13 protein-coding genes are annotated in these 17,439 nt (G+C 61.0%); all 13 read right to left on the bottom strand.

Going from position 1 to position 17,439, the window contains the following annotated elements; genetic code table 11:
- Positions 1–83: 83 nt before the first annotated feature.
- The 13 genes from BMY06_RS29755 to lnt all read right to left on the bottom strand — a co-directional run bounded on the left by BMY06_RS29755 (position 84) and on the right by lnt (position 17,220).
- Complete coding sequence (locus BMY06_RS29755) at positions 84–1,049, bottom strand: glycosyltransferase family protein (RefSeq protein ID WP_074986772.1); 966 nt, start codon at positions 1,047–1,049, stop codon at positions 84–86.
- A gap of 59 nt (positions 1,050–1,108) precedes the next feature.
- The gene (locus BMY06_RS29750) at positions 1,109–2,308 is read right to left on the bottom strand and encodes a capsular polysaccharide export protein, LipB/KpsS family (RefSeq protein ID WP_074986771.1); all 1,200 of its coding nucleotides are present in this window, start codon (positions 2,306–2,308) and stop codon (positions 1,109–1,111) included.
- Positions 2,305–3,558, bottom strand: a complete 1,254-nt coding sequence (locus BMY06_RS29745) for a lipopolysaccharide biosynthesis protein (protein ID WP_074986770.1) — start codon at positions 3,556–3,558, stop codon at positions 2,305–2,307. Before BMY06_RS29745 ends, BMY06_RS29750 begins: the two co-directional genes overlap by 4 nt.
- Before the next feature lie 30 nt (positions 3,559–3,588).
- Entirely contained in the window at positions 3,589–5,829 is a 2,241-nt protein-coding gene (locus BMY06_RS29740) for a polysaccharide biosynthesis tyrosine autokinase (protein WP_390969104.1), read from the bottom strand.
- A gap of 46 nt (positions 5,830–5,875) precedes the next feature.
- The gene (locus BMY06_RS29735) at positions 5,876–6,304 is read right to left on the bottom strand and encodes a low molecular weight protein-tyrosine-phosphatase (protein ID WP_074986769.1); all 429 of its coding nucleotides are present in this window, start codon (positions 6,302–6,304) and stop codon (positions 5,876–5,878) included.
- A complete protein-coding gene (locus BMY06_RS29730; protein ID WP_390969101.1) occupies positions 6,301–7,197 on the bottom strand; it encodes a polysaccharide biosynthesis/export family protein in 897 nt (298 codons plus the stop codon). Before BMY06_RS29730 ends, BMY06_RS29735 begins: the two co-directional genes overlap by 4 nt.
- 413 nt (positions 7,198–7,610) lie before the next feature.
- On the bottom strand, positions 7,611–8,678 hold the full coding sequence (locus tag BMY06_RS29725; RefSeq protein ID WP_074986767.1) for a sugar transferase: 1,068 nt from the start codon (positions 8,676–8,678) through the stop codon (positions 7,611–7,613).
- A 793-nt stretch (positions 8,679–9,471) separates the two neighbouring features.
- Positions 9,472–10,368 carry a YgjP-like metallopeptidase domain-containing protein gene (locus BMY06_RS29720; protein ID WP_065059389.1) on the bottom strand — a complete coding sequence of 299 codons (897 nt, stop codon included), beginning with the start codon at positions 10,366–10,368 and terminating at the stop codon, positions 9,472–9,474.
- A 226-nt stretch (positions 10,369–10,594) separates the two neighbouring features.
- Entirely contained in the window at positions 10,595–11,356 is a 762-nt protein-coding gene (locus BMY06_RS29715) for a lysophospholipid acyltransferase family protein (protein ID WP_065059342.1), read from the bottom strand.
- Positions 11,357–11,503: 147 nt separating this feature from the next.
- Complete coding sequence (gmhB, locus tag BMY06_RS29710) at positions 11,504–12,067, bottom strand: D-glycero-beta-D-manno-heptose 1,7-bisphosphate 7-phosphatase (RefSeq protein WP_065059341.1); 564 nt, start codon at positions 12,065–12,067, stop codon at positions 11,504–11,506.
- 43 nt (positions 12,068–12,110) lie between these two features.
- On the bottom strand, positions 12,111–14,210 hold the full coding sequence (glyS, locus tag BMY06_RS29705; RefSeq protein WP_074986766.1) for a glycine--tRNA ligase subunit beta: 2,100 nt from the start codon (positions 14,208–14,210) through the stop codon (positions 12,111–12,113).
- Between the two features lie 16 nt (positions 14,211–14,226).
- Positions 14,227–15,234: a glycine--tRNA ligase subunit alpha gene (gene glyQ, locus BMY06_RS29700; RefSeq protein WP_074986765.1), complete on the bottom strand. Its 1,008-nt coding sequence runs from the start codon at positions 15,232–15,234 to the stop codon at positions 14,227–14,229.
- A 243-nt stretch (positions 15,235–15,477) separates the two neighbouring features.
- Entirely contained in the window at positions 15,478–17,220 is a 1,743-nt protein-coding gene (gene lnt / locus BMY06_RS29695; RefSeq protein ID WP_074986764.1) for an apolipoprotein N-acyltransferase, read from the bottom strand.
- Between the last annotated feature and the right edge of the window lie 219 nt (positions 17,221–17,439).

The following is a 17,439-nucleotide window of genomic DNA, read 5'->3' as shown; positions in this document are numbered from 1 at the left end:
AATAAATAAGCATAACGAATAGTAAAGAACATAAAAATGTAGATTCAATATCGCTAAATATATAAGTTCTACGCTGAGACGCGTTAGCGTGCACAGGCGAGTGCGGCGACAATTCGTGCTTCAATTCCCGATCGCTCAATGATTCGATCCCAGCGAAAACTCTCCATTACGCGCGAGTCGTTGGGCGCAAGCCGCTTCAGTGCGTCGCGATCGAGATTGCGGAAAACGTAAGGACCCGTGACATGGCATGAGATGCCAAGCGCGCGGGCGGTCGTGATGTTCGACGGTGAGTCGTTACAGACGATGCGTTTTCCGAGTGCGGCGTATTCGAGCAGCTTCGTAGGCGCTTGAACGTTATAAGGCCGTGAGTACGGTATCGTCGAGACAGCGAATGTGCTTCTCCTGACAAAAGACAATGCTTCGCGTTGAGAGAGTTTCCCTGTGAACGTAATCCAGGGAGATGAACCGAATGCACTCGCAATATCTCTCTCGACATCGCCCACCAGAACGATCGATTCGTCTGCAAAACGGGATGCGGAGAAATCCGACAACATGCGATCGATTCGGCGCTCCTGCGTAATTTCACCGATATAGCAATAAGTCGCTGCAGGCACGCTCTCGTCAATTGGATCGTCATTGAGCGAGAAGATCCAGTCGGGAACGCCCATTGGCAGGATCAGTGTGTCCTCGTCGCCTGGTTGCATCAACTCCATCATCTCCGGCGTCTGGTAAATGCAGATGTCCGGGCGAGACTGGAGCCGGCGTTTGATGATGTCCTTGAGTACGACATGCTTGCCGACCGATAGTGAGCGATAGTCGTGAATGACGCAGCGCGCCACGGCACTACGCCAATAAAAGCCCATAATGCACCACAGTATCGTTTCACGGCGCTCACCGAGCGGGCGCTTCAAATATTGCTCGATCGTTCCTGTCAGGACTTGGTGTCCTCGCGCAGAAAAGAAACTCGTGTACGCAGCGAGCTCAGGGTAATTAGCCTTTCCCGGATGGACGATGAAGATTGGATTCGGATATTGTTCTTTGGCGTTCATGTAGCCTCGTGCTTTCTTGGGTGTCCGGAAAGGAAATACCTTCGCGGTTACAAATTGGCTTAATCGGTAGGTAATCCGAGTAGCGCGACGGCAGCAGCAGGCGGGATCGGACCGTGGCCAAAGTAATCAATACCGTCCACGAGAAAGCGGTGGATGTATTTGAGGAGACGTGCTTCGTCAAAGTCACGATAGACGGCTCGTCCGAGGCACGTGACTGGCTTGCTGTACAGGAGCGCTTCGAGACCCACAGTCGAGTTGATGGTCACCACCCGCGCCGCATGTTTGAGCAGTTCGATCGTTGGGTTGTCGACGAGTTGGAATCCGAGTGCGTCGCGTTTGGCGATCACATCGGCAATACTTTGGCGATTGCGTTCGGCAGGATGGAGTTTGACGAGCAGTTCCCTGCTTTCCTGGCGTGCGATTGTCTGTGCCAGCTCGATTGCCTGGAGATTGTCGACGTCAGAGTTCAGTTGTATTTGCGTATCGCCCGAAACTTGTAGTGGCAGAAAGACGTAATTGCGCGTCAGCAATTCTTGTAACGCAATTCTCTGTGCGTCAGCGAATCCCGACACCAATCCCATGCCGCGCGAGACACGCTGTCTAAGCACGACGCCGGATGTGATCGACTTGATGGCGTAGTTCACGGTCGATGCAATACGATGCGTTGTCAGACGGCGAGCTTGGGGTAAGGGGCGAGCCTTGTAGGACTCGTAATGCGCGAGCCAGGCATCGTGTTCCGCGCGATCTACTGCGGGAAAGCGATCGATGATCGACGTGTCATTTGCAATGCTCGACTGTGCGTTCACGCCGAGTGGATCTACGAAGAGCTTGTCCGGCAGATTCGAGATTTCGAGAAAACGTACGGGAATCGAGTGCGAGCGGCAGACGCTGGCGACAACGCGTCCGACCAATTGTTGGCCATTCCAGATCAGACAGCGCTCAACCTCGAAGCGGGCAAACTCAGAAGTGACGCGGGCTAGCATTGCCGAAGCGTCGCGTTGGGCGCGTTCGATCGGCAGGTCGCCGTTGAGAACTTCAATCGCTGTCCCATAGAGCGAAGCGTCGATCGCCTCGTGGTTGAGCTCCGAACTCAGAGCCGGTCGATGTAGATAAATTGATTGATAGCCTGATGCTCTGGTCATCAGAAAGGCAAGGGGTTCGCTAGTCAGGAAGAGCAACGCGGCACGATTTCGCGCCGCTGCAGCAACGCGCAGAAAGAATCGCGCGCGCTCAAGCGAGTCGATGACAATAACAATCATGTTTGCGATAAATCTGGTTGACCGGTTCGGGAGATTGCTGGTGACTGGTTACGGACCGCGCGCACTGTGAGTGCGATGCCGATCAACATCACGCCGCTTCCAGCGAGCGCGAATGTGAGAACGCTCTGTTGAGCCGAAAGTGCCGCAGTCTTCGCTGTAGCAAGCGCAACCAGCAGGACAACCGCAGTCAGGAGTTGAAAGAGGAAATCCGTGCGCTGTACTTTCAGCACGAGGAAGATCTGGGATAGCGGGATGTAGAGGATTTGCAGGGCAAAAAGTGGTACGAGACAACGGAAGAAAGTCGCCGTTATTGACCATTGGCGCCCGAACAGAATGTCGACGAAGAAAGGGAACAGCAGTAACGAGCCTGCAACATAGATAAGCGACAGTGCAGCGAGCGCACGCGCGTACGTTACGTACACGCTTTTGAGCGAAGCGGTGGCGTCACGGTGCGTGGCCGCACTGAGCGAATCGCGTCTGAATACGCCGCCGAGGCTTTGTCCGATGAGCGAGACGGGAAAAAAGCCGAAGCGATAGGCAGCGGCAAAGTATCCAGCATTGGTTGCACCAAACCAGAGCGGGAAGACGATCGTGAGTGAATAGGTGAGCACTGATCCGCATAGCGTCGACGGCAGAATGAACTTCGCAAATCGTCGATTCGTAACGAAGAAAAGGGGTGAGAAGGCGAACGAGCGGCTTTGCCGGTTGCCTTGCGCGGCGATCATCGCAGCCGTCGCGATTGCCGCGACAAGATTAATCGCTGTATAGATCGTGAACGGTGAAGTGTCATTGAGGAAGCCAAGCTGGAAATGTGCGAGCAGCAGGAGCAGAAAAGCCAGATTGACCGCTATGCGGTAGAGACTGATCAAGCCATAGCGGCGCAGGCTGTTGAGATAGAAATTCGATGCCTGCTGGATAAAGTAGCCCAGCGCGAAGATACCGAGCGACAGATAGGTCGCGTAACCGCACAGAACCGTCATCACCTCGAGTACGACAAACATCGAGAAGCCGAGCGCGAGGACATGGAGGTAACTGCCGAATGCGCGAACTGGGTCGTCATCGACGCACGCGAGTTCGAAGCGCAGCGCGAGCAGCGTGCCGGCGAACATGCCGACAGCGACCGATGTATTGAATTTGCCGAGAACGTCCGGGCCACCTTCTCGTCCGATCAATGCCACGCATAGAAAGAAGACGAGTTGACCACCCAGAACGCCAGCTAGCGAGACGATGGAGTCCCTTGCGCGAATCATGTGACCGTTCCAACTGCTGATGGCGATGCGTTATTCATCGCCATCCGTGTCGTACTTGTACGCGACGTAACGGTAAGCACCATGCTTCGAGCCATAGAGCGAGAGTGGCGAGCGCGGGTTGACACCGTTGAAAACAATCCCGCTCACACGGATGTCACTTGTCGTCAGGCGTTTGACGGTTTCCGCGATTTCGCCAAGTCGAGTGATGCCGGAGTGGGCAACGATTAACGTCGTGCCGGCATTGATCGCGAGTGCCTCCGTATCGGATACGGCGAGAACAGGCGGCGAATCGATCAGCACGATGTCATACTCGCTGGACAGTCGCGCAATCAGTTGCGCAATGCGCTTGCTTGCGAGCATTTCTGCTGGGTTGGATGGCCGTGCGCCGGTCGAGATGAAATCGAGTCGGTCGCAAACCTGCCTATGAATCGCGCTAGCTTCGCTGGCGCTGCCCAGTACGAGCTCGGACAGACCGACGCCTCGTTCGATGCCGAGTGTTTTGTGGAGATGGCCTTTGCGGAGGTCCGCGTCGACGAGAATGACGCGCTTACCTGCCTGTGCGATTACGTTGGCCAAGTTGGCCGATATAAACGATTTGCCGATACCCGGCGTCGGTCCCGTCACGAGGAGCACATTGTTTTTTGCGCTCTGAATGCCAATGAGGATCGAGGTTCGAAGGCTGCGCAGACTCTCGACGGCCGGATCGTCGGGCACTGCGCTCGCGAGTAGTACACCGGGGCCGCGCATTTTCATCAGATTTTTCAGCACGACACTGCGCGGTACGGTTGCGCAAACAGGAATCGAGAGAAATTGTTCGACTTCGTGCGGATCGGTGATGCCGCGAAAGAGCATGGAGCGAATGATCGCGAGGCAACATCCGGCCAGCACGCCGAGCATGAGCGCAGCGACGCAAATCAGCAGACGTTTCGGCTTAACCCGCTTTTCTGGAACTACCGCGCGGTCGACGAGGCGGACGTCACCGACCTTTCCTGCGCGGATCAGCTGGAGTTGCGCGACATTATTCAGGAGCGCGGTGTAGAGGTCGGTATTGACCTTTACGTCGAGCATTCTGCGTACGGATTCCTGCTGAAGCTGGGGCAGATCACGGATCTCGCGGGTTGCTTCGCCGTTATACGCGTTGAGAGTGCTGATCTGCTCGTCAAGCGCAACTACAGCGGGATGTTGAGCCGTATAGCGGCTCAGCAGTTCCTGACGTTTCTGCTGCAGTTCGAGCAGGCGTGCGCTTGCATCCGCCGATTTGGCGAGTGTCAGTTTCGCTTGTTCTGTGAGATCGACTGCACCGTGTTCAATGTTAAAAGACGTAAGGCTGTCTTCCGCAGCCGTGAGCTGATCGCGCAGATGGGGGATCTGCTCATTGAGGAAGCGAATGGATTGCGCGGCCTCCGCAGACTTGCGTTCGACGTTCTGCCGCAAATATTGGCTGCCAATTTCGTTAAGCGTGTCTGCGACACGTTGCGGGTCAGTGTCTTCAAGGCTGGCGACCATGACGTCGGATTGTTTGACGCGCTCCTGAACATCGAGTGCCTTCTGAATGTCCTCGATCGTTTCCAGGCGAGATTGACGGATGAGCTTGAATTTTGCGCCGCTGCGAGCGAAGAGCGAATCGATGGACAGCAGGATCGGACCATCGGCGGTCATGAAGGTTTCGAGCCTGCCAGTCTTGCCTTCGAACGCTCGATCAAGGTCTGCGCCGGACAACTGATAGTGGTTTGGTCCCAGCATCGTTACCCAGAATTTGTCGCCCTGGAATTTCACCGGAACGTCGAAGCGGGAGACCGCAATCGATTCGTTACCCCATGTATAGCCGCCGAAGCCTAAGAGACCGGGGGATGATAGCTTCTGGTTGTGCCGCGAGATCCATTGCCCCAACACTGGAAGCCAGTGCGGTTCCGCGGTTATCTGAAGGTTGAGGTTATCTACCGTGCGCGAAATGACGAGCCTGGACGCAAGGATCTGTGTTTCTGCGGCTGCGGAAGATTTGACGTTGAACAGCGAGGAAACGTCGCCGAGCAAACCTCGCGTTGCGTTTGAGTCAGGCGAGTCCTGCACCTGAACGAGAATATTGGCACGGTATATCGGCTGGGCAATAAACGCATAGGCGCCGCCCAGCAACAGGAAACACATTGCAGTGATCGCGATGAGCCAACGACTGTCGAACAGCATGTCGAGCGTGGCGACAAAGTCGTTGTTGCTAGCGGACTCGGCGTTGCTTTTCGGATTTTCGGTGGGCCAATGCATGGAATCGCTCATGTCGCCGTTTCCGGCGTAAAACGTGTTCTGTCGAGGTGAATGGCGTTCAGAGCGCAGCGAGCTTGGCGAGCCAGCTATCCACGCTAGAAGCGATGACGCTTTCGCATTCGGCGAATGCCGGACGGGGAAGCCGATATGGGTCGACGATGTCGACGTTTACATGTTCGCCAAGGCGGAAAACCTTGCCGCGCGCCGTTGGGTAGCGCGATTCGAGCCGCCGGCGTTGTGCGAGGTCCATAACCAGAATGAGGTCGGATTCCGAGCACAATTTTTCGGTAATCTGCTGGCTGCGGTGCGCGCTGATATCGATGCCACGAGCGCTCATCACGTCACAGGCGTGTTCGGCGGCGCCGTGACCGACAAGGGCGCTGAGCCCTGCCGACGCGGCGCGATACCCGTGTTTGCGAAACATCGCTTCGCCCATCGGACTGCGGCAGATATTGCCTTCACAGACGACGAGGATTTGACCGATCATTTCGCCACCACTGCTGCAGCGACACTGGCGTTAATGACCGGAAGAAGCAGATTGAGCACGCGGCTGAAGCGAACAAGGCCATTGCCGTCGACGTAGACAACGTCATTCGCCCGCAGGGGGAACTGGTTGGCGAGCAACATGGCGACCGGCGAGCGCGCGTCGAGATGGAAAACCTCCGGCTCACTTTCTCGTGCACCCCTGATCACATAGAGCTGCGCTGCATCCGCAGTGCCGTTGTTGATGCTGCCGGCCTGGGCGAGTGCCTCGCTGAGGGTGAGCGTACCGTTGCGTCGCGGGAGCGCCGTTGTCGGCTTGTTGACTTCACCCATGACAAATACGGCGCTGTCATCGCGCGCGCCTATGTGTACGCGATCTCCCGACTTGAGGATGATGCCGCCGCCGAGGCTATTCTGCGCCCGTGAATCCGCCAGATTGAACGACTCGGTAATTCCGTCGCGCACCAGCGTGACGCGGCTTTGATCCGCGCTATCCAGGAAGCCACCGGCACGGCTGACAGCCTCATAAAGCGTCATGGGGACGTCGTTGACCTGCTGCGTGCCAGGGTTGCGGACTTCGCCTTCTATATAGATTTGCTTGGAACGATACGATGCGACACGGACAGTGACCTGCGGAGACTGAAAGAGCTTGCTTAGCGCGCGCGTGAGCTGGAGTTGCACTTGATCCAGGCGTAATCCTTCGACAGGCATTTGCCCAACGTACGGGAATTGCAATTTGCCGTTCTGATCGACGACAAAGCCGGCAGGTGCGTCGGACGGGCGGGCGACAGCGCCAGTTTGTGGTCCAGCCGCGGCCGCAAATTCAGGGTGATCCCAGACTGTGATTTGCAGAACATCACCCGGTCCAAGCGTGTAGGCGCGTGGTCCCGATTCCATGCGCGTAGGCCTACTCGACCCGACGGATTCCGAGGCGATTAGCTCCTGCACGAGTGCCGGTGTGACCTCCCTGATGGGGATCGGAGGTAACGCAGCCGAAGAAGCATCTGCTTGTGCCGCCGCGCCACTGCTCACTTCGTCCCCGGCGCGATGCGCTGAAGTCTCCATTCGCATCCCTGGCACGATCGCGCACGCACTGAGTGTCGTACATAGCGCGAGCATCACGGCTACGCGAGCAGTCGCACGGGGAGAAAAATGGCGGATGCGCAACTGGACAGGACGTACTGCAGCTTGCCGTCCTGCGCGAACCGATACCATCGGGGCAGTCTTTGAAAACATCATCTTCAACTTCGTACGCGCTCCTTGCTCCGTCAGGAGCAAGGAGCGCAGATTCAAAAGAAGGCCGGTGCCGGTCAGTAGGCGCCGCGGCCGTGCAAGACGACATCGAACGTCTTCAGCAAAATGTGCAAATCCCTGAAGAACGACCAGTTTCGGATATAGGAAACATCAAGGCGGACGCGCGTCGGGTAGTCCGTGTTGTTGCGTCCACTGACTTGCCAGAGGCCCGTCATACCGGGCTTCACGGACAGGTAGTACTCGGCGTCTCGTCCATAGCGGGGGAGTTCCGCAACCACGATTGGGCGAGGGCCAACGAGGCTCATGTCGCCGCGCAAGACATTGAGCAATTGCGGAAGCTCGTCGAGGCTCGTACGCCGCAGAAATTTTCCGACCGTGGTGATTCGTACATCGTTTTTGAGCTTGTGCTCACGGTCCCATTCGATCCGCGCTTCGGTATCGTTGGCTAGAAGCTCCTGCAAGACGGCTTCAGCGTTGGGCACCATGGAGCGAAATTTGAAGCAACGGAAGGGCGTGCCGTCGTATCCAACTCGCAGGTGTCCGAAGATTGCGGGGGCGCCATCACGTCGGACGAGCACGGCAAGGACGACGAGGATGGGCGAGAGCAGGAACAGTAAAAGCGAGGCGACGACGATATCGAACACGCGCTTGAGGCTGCGGCCGACGTTGTTCCCGTATACAGGTAGCGCGCCGGTCGCCGACTGACCCGTTGCGGAAGCGTGCGGGCCGGTAACGGGTCTCTTGGCGGTGACGCGCAGTGCAACGAAGGTGAGCGTGTGCCACGCAACGAGGCAACAGGCGCTAGCGATGGTCCAGTGGTAGAACCACTGGCCAGAAAGGACGTCGGGGCGACGAAGCAACTGCAATAGCAAGAGGCTGCCACACTGGACCAGGATCCAGCCGAGCAACGTCTTGGCTATGAGGCGGACGACCGAACTGCGTTGGAGCGCACGGTAGATTCCGCAAGCTGGAAAGACTGAGAGAGCAAATGCGGCGGCAAATGCGACGAGCAATCCATCGAATGTGTCATGGCGACTACCGTTCGAGGTATTGATCCATACCGGTAATAGGGCGCCCAAGATGACAAGCATTACGTCAATCGTGCGCGGTAAAATCCTTGACATGGAAAAACTCCCGATTAGTGCGCCTGAAAATCCATTAATGCCGTGGTGTTGATCTGATGCGTGCGCCTTGAGTTTCAGTTGTCAATGACGCATTGGCTGGAGATGCGCAATAAGACGAAAGGTTTCTCCGGATGTCGGAAACCTTTGATCGACGTATATTGCGAAAGCGAGCTGCGTGATCACGAAAGAGGCCAGAAAATCCTGCCATTGAGCGTGATTATCGATCTTGGAGTCAACTCATTCATGTTCATCATTCCTGAGCATCCATTTATTTCACTGATAACTGAATCAGAAATCGCTTAAAGATGTCGCGGAAGCCTGTCGAGGGAGCAAATTTTATGATGTCATCGGAGTATTCTGATATCGGACTTTTCCTAAATTATTGTTTGTATTTTTTTGATATATAAAATATTTGTCGTTGTTAATTATTGTTGATGTCAGTTTTTATTTTAATGACGGATTTTTCTGTGCTTTGTGTAGGAGAGATCGGGTCGCATGAATCGCCTGCTGTTTGAAGCGGTGGCGCGTTGCTTAAGTGGTCGGTGTGGGGCGCGCACGTTCGTTTGCGAGCGGTTTGCGAAAAGGCCGAGAGGGCGCGCATGCGCGTTACGCGAATCGTGAGCCGAATGAGGTACCACGGTGCGGCACTTTCTGCATGATGCTTGCTACCCAGCGGGAGGGCCGCCGGCAGTTTGGAGGAGTGTCGAAAGGAGAGACTGACCTGCTAGCTGCTGGTCGCACAAAGAGGGCTAGCTGCGCTAACAATCGGGGTGTCTGCGGCTCTGTGCCCCCCTCAAATCCCCGGCACCATCTCCGGCGGATGCTGCTTCAACTGCTTCCTTGCCTCGCGAAACTCCGGAAAGATCGACTCCACTGTCTGCCAGAACCGCGGACTATGATTCATCTCGCGCAAATGCGCGAGCTCATGCGCCACCACATAGTCCACGATGGAAAGCGGAAAATGAATCAACCGCCAGTTGAGCCGAATCCGTCCTTCGCTTGAACAACTGCCCCAACGCGTCATCGCCGACGAAAGCGCATACGAGCGAAAGCCCACCCCCAATTTCTCCGCATACACAGCCAGCCGCTCGCCAAAAATCCGCGTAGCCTCGCTTTGCAACCAGCCCGTCACGCGATCCTTGATCTGCTGCGCGTCGGCGTTCATCGGCAGCGGCAACGCGAGCACGCGCGTTTCCTCATCGAAAGCCAGCATCGACGCACCGAGCGCCACACGCATCGGCTTCCCGAGATACGGCAGCTCCGCGCCATCGCGCCATTCCACGCGCGGCAGCGCGCGCTGTTCCACACGCGTCTGCCACTCCGTGAGCTTCGCAAAGATCCAGCGCTGCTTCTCGGCGATAGCGGTTTCGATATCGGCGATCGTGACCCAGCGCGGCGCGGTGATCGTGAGCCCCGATCCGTCGATGGCAAAGCCGATCGACTTGCGCGACGATCGTTTGAGCCGGTAATACAGGGTCCGCGAGCCGAGCACGAGCGTGCGCAGCTTCGTGCCGTCGGGCGCGAGCGGCGCCTTGGGCGGCGCGCTGGAAGTGGGCGGTGCAAACTGGGCCGACGGCGAAGGTGAATCGGCCGTCGGTGTGGCAGCAGGCGCCGGCTCGGCAAAGAGCGGCAGATCGAGTTGCCGGTTGTCGAGCGCCGCGGAAGGGCGCTGCGTAGGGGGCTTCTGCATCGTCAGGCCTGGAGCGGGATTGCGTGTGCGGCGAGGAGCGCGTGTGCGTGCCGGCGAACCGCGTGCCGAATCGCGCTGCGGCAGAACATGCGAATCGTGCGAATCGTGCGGAACAAACACCGCACGCAATACGGCCCGCAGCACCGCGAACAGGACAGACAGCGCACGCAGCACCGCCGCGATGGCTGTCTGCGCAACGTGACGCTTGCGGCGCTCGCGCCGCGCGTCAGGCTTTCGCTGCGTTTGCCTTGGCGCCATCCGTTTCGCGATACGCATCCGGATCGATCCGGCGCATTTCGGCTTCGATCCAGTTTTCCACGCGGGTATTCACTTCGTCGGGCGAGAGCCCGGTCGTCTCGATCGGCTTGCCGATCGACACCGTGACTATACCCGGATATTTAATAAACGAGTTTCGGGGCCAGACGTGTCCCGCATTGTGCGCGATGGGCACCACGGGCGCGCCCGTTTCGATGGCGAAGCGCGGGCCGCCGGTCTTGTACTTGCCGGTCTTGCCCACGGGAATGCGCGTGCCTTCGGGGAACATGATCACCCATGCACCTTCGGCCATGCGCTGCTTGCCCTGGCGGATCACCGAGGTGAACGCGTTCTTGCCTTCCTTGCGGTTGATGTGAACCATCTTCAGCATGCCGAGCGCCCAGCCGAAGAACGGCACGTACAGCAGTTCGCGCTTGAAGACGTAGCACAGCGGGCGCGGCATCAGCGCGGGAAACGCGAACGTCTCCCACGCGGATTGATGCTTCGAGAGCAGCACGGCGGGGCCGTTGGGCAGGTTCTCCATGCCCTCGATGCGGTAGCGAATACCGTTGAGGTAGCGCGCGACGAACAGCGTCGAGCGGCACCAGCCGACCGCCATCCAGTAACGCCGCGTGGCGTTCAGGAACGGAAACGCGATGAAGCACGCGGTCGCGTACGGCATCGTGTAGACGATCAGGTAGACGAACAACAGCAGGGAGCGGATGAAGCGCATCGGTTGGACCGTTCGTGAAGCGTGCGCGGCAGGGCGGGCGTCGTCAGACGCGCCGCCGCGCGGTGGGGAGCAGGCATCGGCACCGGCTTGCGCCGGGCGATGCGGATTCGGTCGAGCGTACGCCGTTCATGCGTGCGCTCGCCGGGGTCAGGCGTTGTCGTTCGCGAGGAAGTCGAGCGCGAAGGCACGCAGGTCGTCGTGCACCTTCGTGCCTTCGGGCAGACCGCCCGCGGCCAGCGTCTTCTTGCCTTTGCCCGTGAGCACGAGATGCGTCGCGAAGCCGAGCGCCGCGCCGGCTTCGAGGTCGCGCAGCGAATCGCCCACCACGGGCGTATCGGCGGGATCGATCTCGAAGCGGTCGGCGATCATCTTCAGCATGCCGGGCTTGGGCTTGCGGCAGTCGCAGTGGTCCTGCGAGGTGTGCGGGCAGAAGAACACGGCGTCGATGCGCGCGCCCACGGCCGTGGCCTGGCGGTGCATCTTCGCGTGCATGGCGTTGAGCGCCGTCGTGTCGAACAAACCGCGTCCGATGCCGGACTGGTTCGTCGCGACGGCGACGCGATAGCCCGCCTGATTCAGGCGAGCGATCGCTTCGAGGCTGCCGGGCAGCGCGACCCATTCGTCAGGCGACTTGATGAAGGCGTCGGAATCGACGTTGATCACGCCGTCGCGGTCGAGGATCACGATCTTGCGGCTGGTGCTGGTCGGCATGGCGTCGCGTCTGGTTGGGTCTGGCGGATGTCCGTGCCGGCGATCACGCCGCGAGGCGCGAAATGTCGGCCACGCTGTTCATCTGGCGATGCAGCGCCTTGAGCAGCGCGAGGCGGTTGGCCCGCAGCGCCGGATCTTCGGCATTGACCATCACGTCGTTGAAGAACGTGTCGACGGTTTCGCGCAGCGCCGCGAGCGCCGTGAGCGCACCCGTGTAATCGCGCGCGGCCAGTTGCGATTCCACGCGCGGCGCGACCTGTTCGAGCTGCGCGTAGAGCGCCTTTTCGGCGCTCTCCGTGAACAGCGCGATCTGCACGCCCGCATCTTCGGTGCCCTCGGACTTCTTGAGGATGTTCGAGATGCGCTTGTTGGCCGCCGCAAGCGAGGCCGCTTCGTTGAGCGCGGCGAATTCGCGCACGGCGTCCAGACGCGCGATCACGTCGTCGAAGCGCGTGGGGTTCAGCGCGAGCACCGCGTCCACTTCCTGGGCCGCGTAGCCGCGTTCGCGCAGCTGGCCGCGCAGACGGTCCATGCAGAACTCGTAGATCGCCTGAGTCGATTCCGCGGCGGCTTCGACGCCCGCGAACTGCGAGTACGTCGTGCGCAGCAGTTCGACGAGGTCGAGCGGCAGTTGCTTCTCGACCAGGATGCGCAGCACGCCCAGCGCGTGGCGGCGCAGTGCGAACGGATCCTTTTCGCCGGTGGGCGCGAGGCCGATGCCCCAGATGCCGACCAGCGTTTCGAGCTTGTCCGCGAGCGCGACGATCGTGCCCGTGGCGGTGGTCGGCAGCTCGTCGCCGGAGAAGCGCGGCTGATAGTGCTCGGAGCAGGCGATCGCCACTTCTTCCGCTTCGCCGTCGTGGCGCGCGTAGTAGGTGCCCATCGTGCCTTGCAGCTCGGGGAATTCGCCGACCATGTCGGTCAGCAGGTCGGCCTTGGCGAGGCGCGCGCCGCGTTCGGCGAGCGCGATGTTCGCGCCGCACATCAGCGCGATGGCGCCCGCGAGTGCTTCGAGGCGCTCCACGCGTTGCAGCGTCGAGCCGAGCTTGTTGTGATAGACCACGTTGGCGAGCAGCGGCACGCGGTCGGCCAGCGGCTTCTTCTTGTCCTGCTCGAAGAAGAACTTGGCGTCCGCCAGACGCGGGCGCACGACGCGCTCGTTGCCTTCGACGATCTCGACCGGCGTGGCCGTCTCGATGTTCGAGACGATCAGGAAGCGCGAGCGCAGGCGGCCTTCGTCGTCGGTCAGCGCGAAGTACTTCTGGTTCGTCTGCATCGTGAGGATCAGGCATTCCTGCGGCACCTGCAGGAATTCTTCCTCGAACTGGCACGCGTACACGACCGGCCATTCGACGAGCGAATTCACTTCGTCGAGCAGCGAGTCGGGCATCACCACCTTGTCGTCGCCGGCGGTTTCGATCAGCTGCGCGCGGATCGATTCGCGGCGCTCGCTGTAGCTCGCGATCACGCGGCCCTTGTGCTGGAGCGTGTGCGCGTAGTCGTCGGCCTGGGTGATGGCGATCGGGCCTTCCGAGAGGAAGCGATGGCCGCGCGTGGTGTCGCCGGCGTCGATGCCGAATGCGCTCACCGGCACGATCTGGTCGGCGTGCAGCACCGTGAGGCGATGCACCGGGCGCACGAACTGCACGTCGCTGCCGTCCGGGCGCTGGTACTTCATGACCTTCGGAATCGGCAGCTTGGCGAGCGCTTCGTCGAGCACGGCCTGCAGGCCGTCGGCGAGCGTGACGCCCGGCGCGGCGTAGCGCAGGAAGAACGCTTCGTTCTTGCCGTCGCTCGCGCGTTCGAGGTCGCTGACCGGGAAGTCGGGGAAGCCGAGCGCCGCGAGTTTCTTCGCGAGCGGCGCGGTGGGCTGGCCGTTGGCGTCGAGTGCGACCGACACCGGCAGCACTTTCTCGCGCACCTGTTTTTCGGGCGCGACGCTGCGCACGTTCTTGATCGTCACGGCGAGACGGCGCGGCGTGGCGAAGCGTTCGAACGACAGATCGCCTTCGATCAGGTCGCGCGCGGCGAGGCGCTGCGCGATGCCTTCGGCGAAAGCGTCGCCGAGACGCGCGAGGGCCTTCGGCGGCAGTTCCTCGGTCAGCAGTTCGACGAGGAGAGTGGCGTGATGAGCTTGGGTCATTGTTCTGGAGATCCGGTCATTCCTCGGCGAACTTGCGTTCGACCTTCAGCGGCGGCGCCCAGGCGGGCATCGCGGCGTCCTGTTCGTCGGTGGTCAGGCCGGGCACGCCGTGCACCGGATTGCCGAGCATCGGGAAGCCGAGCTTTTCGCGCGATTCGTAGTACGACTGCGCCACGTTGCGCGACAGCGCGCGAATGCGGCCGATGTACGCCGCGCGCTCCGTCACGGAGATCGCGCCGCGCGCGTCGAGCAGGTTGAAGGTGTGGCCGGCCTTGAGCACGAGTTCGTAGGCGGGCAGCGCGAGCTGATGTTCCATCATGCGCTTCGCTTCGCTTTCGTACGCGTTGAAGAACGTGAACAGCAGGTCGACGTTCGCGTGCTCGAAGTTATAGGTCGATTGCTCGACCTCGTTCTGGTGATAGACGTCGCCATACGTGAGGCGGCGGATCTCGGGGCCGTTCGGGCCTTGTTCTTCCCACTCGGTCCAGACGAGGTCGTAGACGTTCTCGACCTTCTGCAGATACATCGCGAGGCGTTCGAGACCGTAGGTGATTTCGCCGAGCACCGGCTTGCAGTCGATGCCGCCCACCTGCTGGAAGTAGGTGAACTGCGTGACTTCCATGCCGTTGAGCCAGACTTCCCAGCCGAGGCCCCAGGCGCCGAGCGTGGGGTTCTCCCAGTCGTCTTCCACGAAGCGCACGTCGTTCTGCTTCAGGTCGAAGCCGAGCGCTTCGAGCGAGCCGAGGTACAGGTCGAGGATGTTTTCCGGCGCGGGCTTGAGCACCACTTGATACTGATAGTAGTGCTGCAGGCGGTTCGGGTTCTCGCCGTAGCGGCCGTCCTTCGGGCGGCGCGACGGCTGCACGTAGGCCGCGCGCCACGGCTCGGGGCCGATCGCGCGCAGGAAGGTGTGGACGTGCGAGGTGCCGGCGCCGACTTCCATGTCGATCGGCTGGAGCAGCGCGCAGCCCTGCTTGTCCCAGTAAGACTGGAGCGTCAGGATGATTTGCTGAAACGTGAGCATGTGTGCCTGCAGTGTCTTTTAGGGCGGGAGGCGCGGGCTCCGGCGGTTGGCGGCCTGGCGAGCCCGCGGCGGGCGGTGCGCGGCGACATGCGCCGCCGCTCGCCCTTCGCGGGTTGCGGCCCCGGCCTGGAGGCGCCTGGTGCTAAAACCTGGTGCTAAAACGCTGAATTTTACCGGATTGCCGGGGCGTTGAGACCTGGACCGGCTTCGGCATGGCGATCGGGCCTGTTCAGCGATGCGCCGTCACGCCTTCTTGCGCCCCGGCCGTCCCGGTCCGAACGCGAATCCGAACGCCAGCAACAGCAGCGAAAGCGCGATCACCGTGTTGTTGCCGCTCGTCACGTAGGGCGTGAAACCGCTCGTGCCTTCCACGCGCACGTCGAGCGAACCCGCCGTGAAGGTGGGCAGGCGCGCGATCACCTTGCCGTGCGCGTCGATCGCGGCGGTCGCGCCGGTATTGGTCGCGCGCAGCATCGGGCGGCCGGTTTCGAGCGAGCGCATGCGCGCGATCTGCAGATGCTGGTCGAGCGCGATGGTGTCGCCGAACCACGCGAGATTCGTCGAGTTGATGAGAATGCCCGGCGAAACCGGGTTCTCGCGCACGGTGCGCGCGATTTCCTCGCCGAAAATATCCTCGTAGCAGATATCGACGGCGACCGGCTGGTTGTGCACGAGGAACGGCGGCTGCACGGGCGCGCCGCGCGCGAAGTCGCCGAGCGGGATGTTCATCAGGTTGACGAACCAGCGGAAGCCCCACGGCACGAACTCGCCGAACGGCACGAGGTGATGCTTGTCGTAGCGGTACAGACCGTTCTGGCCCGGCGTGATGCCGAACAGGCTGTTGGTGTAGTCGGTTACGCGGCCGTCGGGCGTGATGGTCGCGCCCACGGCGCCGAACAGGATCGCCGTGCCGGTCGTGTCCGCGAACGCGCGGATGTCGCGGCCGAACTTCTCCGGTACCTGCTGCACCAGCAGCGGCACCGCCGTTTCGGGCGTGACGACGAGATCGGCGGGCTTTTCGGTGATGAGTTTCTGGAACTCGTTGAGCGCGTCCATCATGCCGGACTCGGAAAACTTCATTTCCTGCTTCACGTTGCCTTGCAGCAGGCGCACGTTGAGCGGCGCGTTGGCCGGATGCGTCCATGGCACGAGCGGCAGCAGCAGACCCGCGACGATGACGGCGACAGCGGCCACCGCAGGCACCGCGAACGCCGACGTCGATGCTGACGTCGATGCTGACTTCGATGCCGCATGCGCGTTGCCGCTTGCATCCGCGACATCATGCTTCGGCGCCTGCCGACGCCCGACCGCGCGCACGAGCGCCTGCACGACCAGCGCCGCGACGAGCGCCAGCACCCAGCCCACGCCGTACACGCCGACGATCGGCGCGAAGCCCGCGAGCGGGCCGTCCACCTGCGCGTAGCCGCTGGAGAGCCAAGGGAAGCCCGTGAAAACGTAGCCGCGCGCCCATTCGCCGAGCGCCCACGCGCTGGCGAACGCAAAGGCGCCGTGCCACGTGGGCGAGAACGGCAGATCGCCGCTGCGTCCGCTGCTGCGTCCATTGCGCGCATGTCCGGCGCAGAACGACCAGACGAGCGACGCGAGCGCCGGATACAGCCCCAGATAGAGCGAGAACAGCACGAGCGCCGCGCCCGCGAGCACGGCGGGCATGCCGCCGTAGAAATGCATGCTCACGTAGAGCCACCAGACGCCCGTCACGAAATTGCCGAAGCCGAACGCCCAGCCCGTGAACAGCGCGCTTTTCCAGCCGGTGGTGCGCGTGAGCCAGAAGTAGAAGCCCGCGAAGATCGCGATTTCGAGCCAGCCGCCGTGCGGCGTCGGCGCGAACGACAGCGTGTTGAGCGCGCCCAGCGCGGCGGCGGCGAGGTAGTGCCAGGCGGGCAGCGCGCGGCGTGCGGCGCTGTCTTTGCCGGCGGCGGCGGCGGGTGCGCCGTTGCGCGAGCGGGAGTCGATCGGTTCAGCCATGAATATGCGGGAGTCAGCCGTGCGGCTGGGGCGGCGCGCGAGGCGCGGGTTCCGGAAACGTTCGCTGGCACGGCGTGCGTGCAGCGTGCGCAACGATAGCATTTTCGCGCGTCGGTTTCGGGGTGCGCGGGTTTCGGCAGCTTTCGCCGGATTTCGGGCGCGATCGAATTCGGCGACGATCAAGCAAAACGCCGGCGCGAAGGCCGGCGTTCTGGTCGG

The sequence above is a fragment of the Paraburkholderia tropica genome (assembly GCF_900109265.1).
GTDB classification, from domain to species: domain Bacteria; phylum Pseudomonadota; class Gammaproteobacteria; order Burkholderiales; family Burkholderiaceae; genus Paraburkholderia; species Paraburkholderia tropica.
This window is presented reverse-complemented; position numbering and strand designations above follow the sequence as displayed.

Bases quoted from the DNA above. Each gene is read 5' to 3' on its own strand.
- BMY06_RS29755 (WP_074986772.1), bottom strand. From the start codon at position 1,049: ATGAACGCCAAAGAACAATATCCGAATCCAATCTTCATCGTCCATCCG.
- glyS (WP_074986766.1), bottom strand. From the start codon at position 14,210: ATGACCCAAGCTCATCACGCCACTCTCCTCGTCGAACTGCTGACCGAG.
- gmhB (WP_065059341.1), bottom strand. From the start codon at position 12,067: ATGCCGACCAGCACCAGCCGCAAGATCGTGATCCTCGACCGCGACGGC.
- BMY06_RS29725 (WP_074986767.1), bottom strand. From the start codon at position 8,678: ATGTCAAGGATTTTACCGCGCACGATTGACGTAATGCTTGTCATCTTG.
- BMY06_RS29745 (WP_074986770.1), bottom strand. From the start codon at position 3,558: ATGATTCGCGCAAGGGACTCCATCGTCTCGCTAGCTGGCGTTCTGGGT.
- BMY06_RS29740 (WP_390969104.1), bottom strand. From the start codon at position 5,829: ATGAGCGATTCCATGCATTGGCCCACCGAAAATCCGAAAAGCAACGCC.
- BMY06_RS29715 (WP_065059342.1), bottom strand. From the start codon at position 11,356: ATGCGCTTCATCCGCTCCCTGCTGTTGTTCGTCTACCTGATCGTCTAC.
- glyQ (WP_074986765.1), bottom strand. From the start codon at position 15,234: ATGCTCACGTTTCAGCAAATCATCCTGACGCTCCAGTCTTACTGGGAC.
- BMY06_RS29735 (WP_074986769.1), bottom strand. From the start codon at position 6,304: ATGATCGGTCAAATCCTCGTCGTCTGTGAAGGCAATATCTGCCGCAGT.
- BMY06_RS29720 (WP_065059389.1), bottom strand. From the start codon at position 10,368: ATGCAGAAGCCCCCTACGCAGCGCCCTTCCGCGGCGCTCGACAACCGG.
- BMY06_RS29750 (WP_074986771.1), bottom strand. From the start codon at position 2,308: ATGATTGTTATTGTCATCGACTCGCTTGAGCGCGCGCGATTCTTTCTG.
- lnt (WP_074986764.1), bottom strand. From the start codon at position 17,220: ATGGCTGAACCGATCGACTCCCGCTCGCGCAACGGCGCACCCGCCGCC.
- BMY06_RS29730 (WP_390969101.1), bottom strand. From the start codon at position 7,197: ATGGAATCGGGACCACGCGCCTACACGCTTGGACCGGGTGATGTTCTG.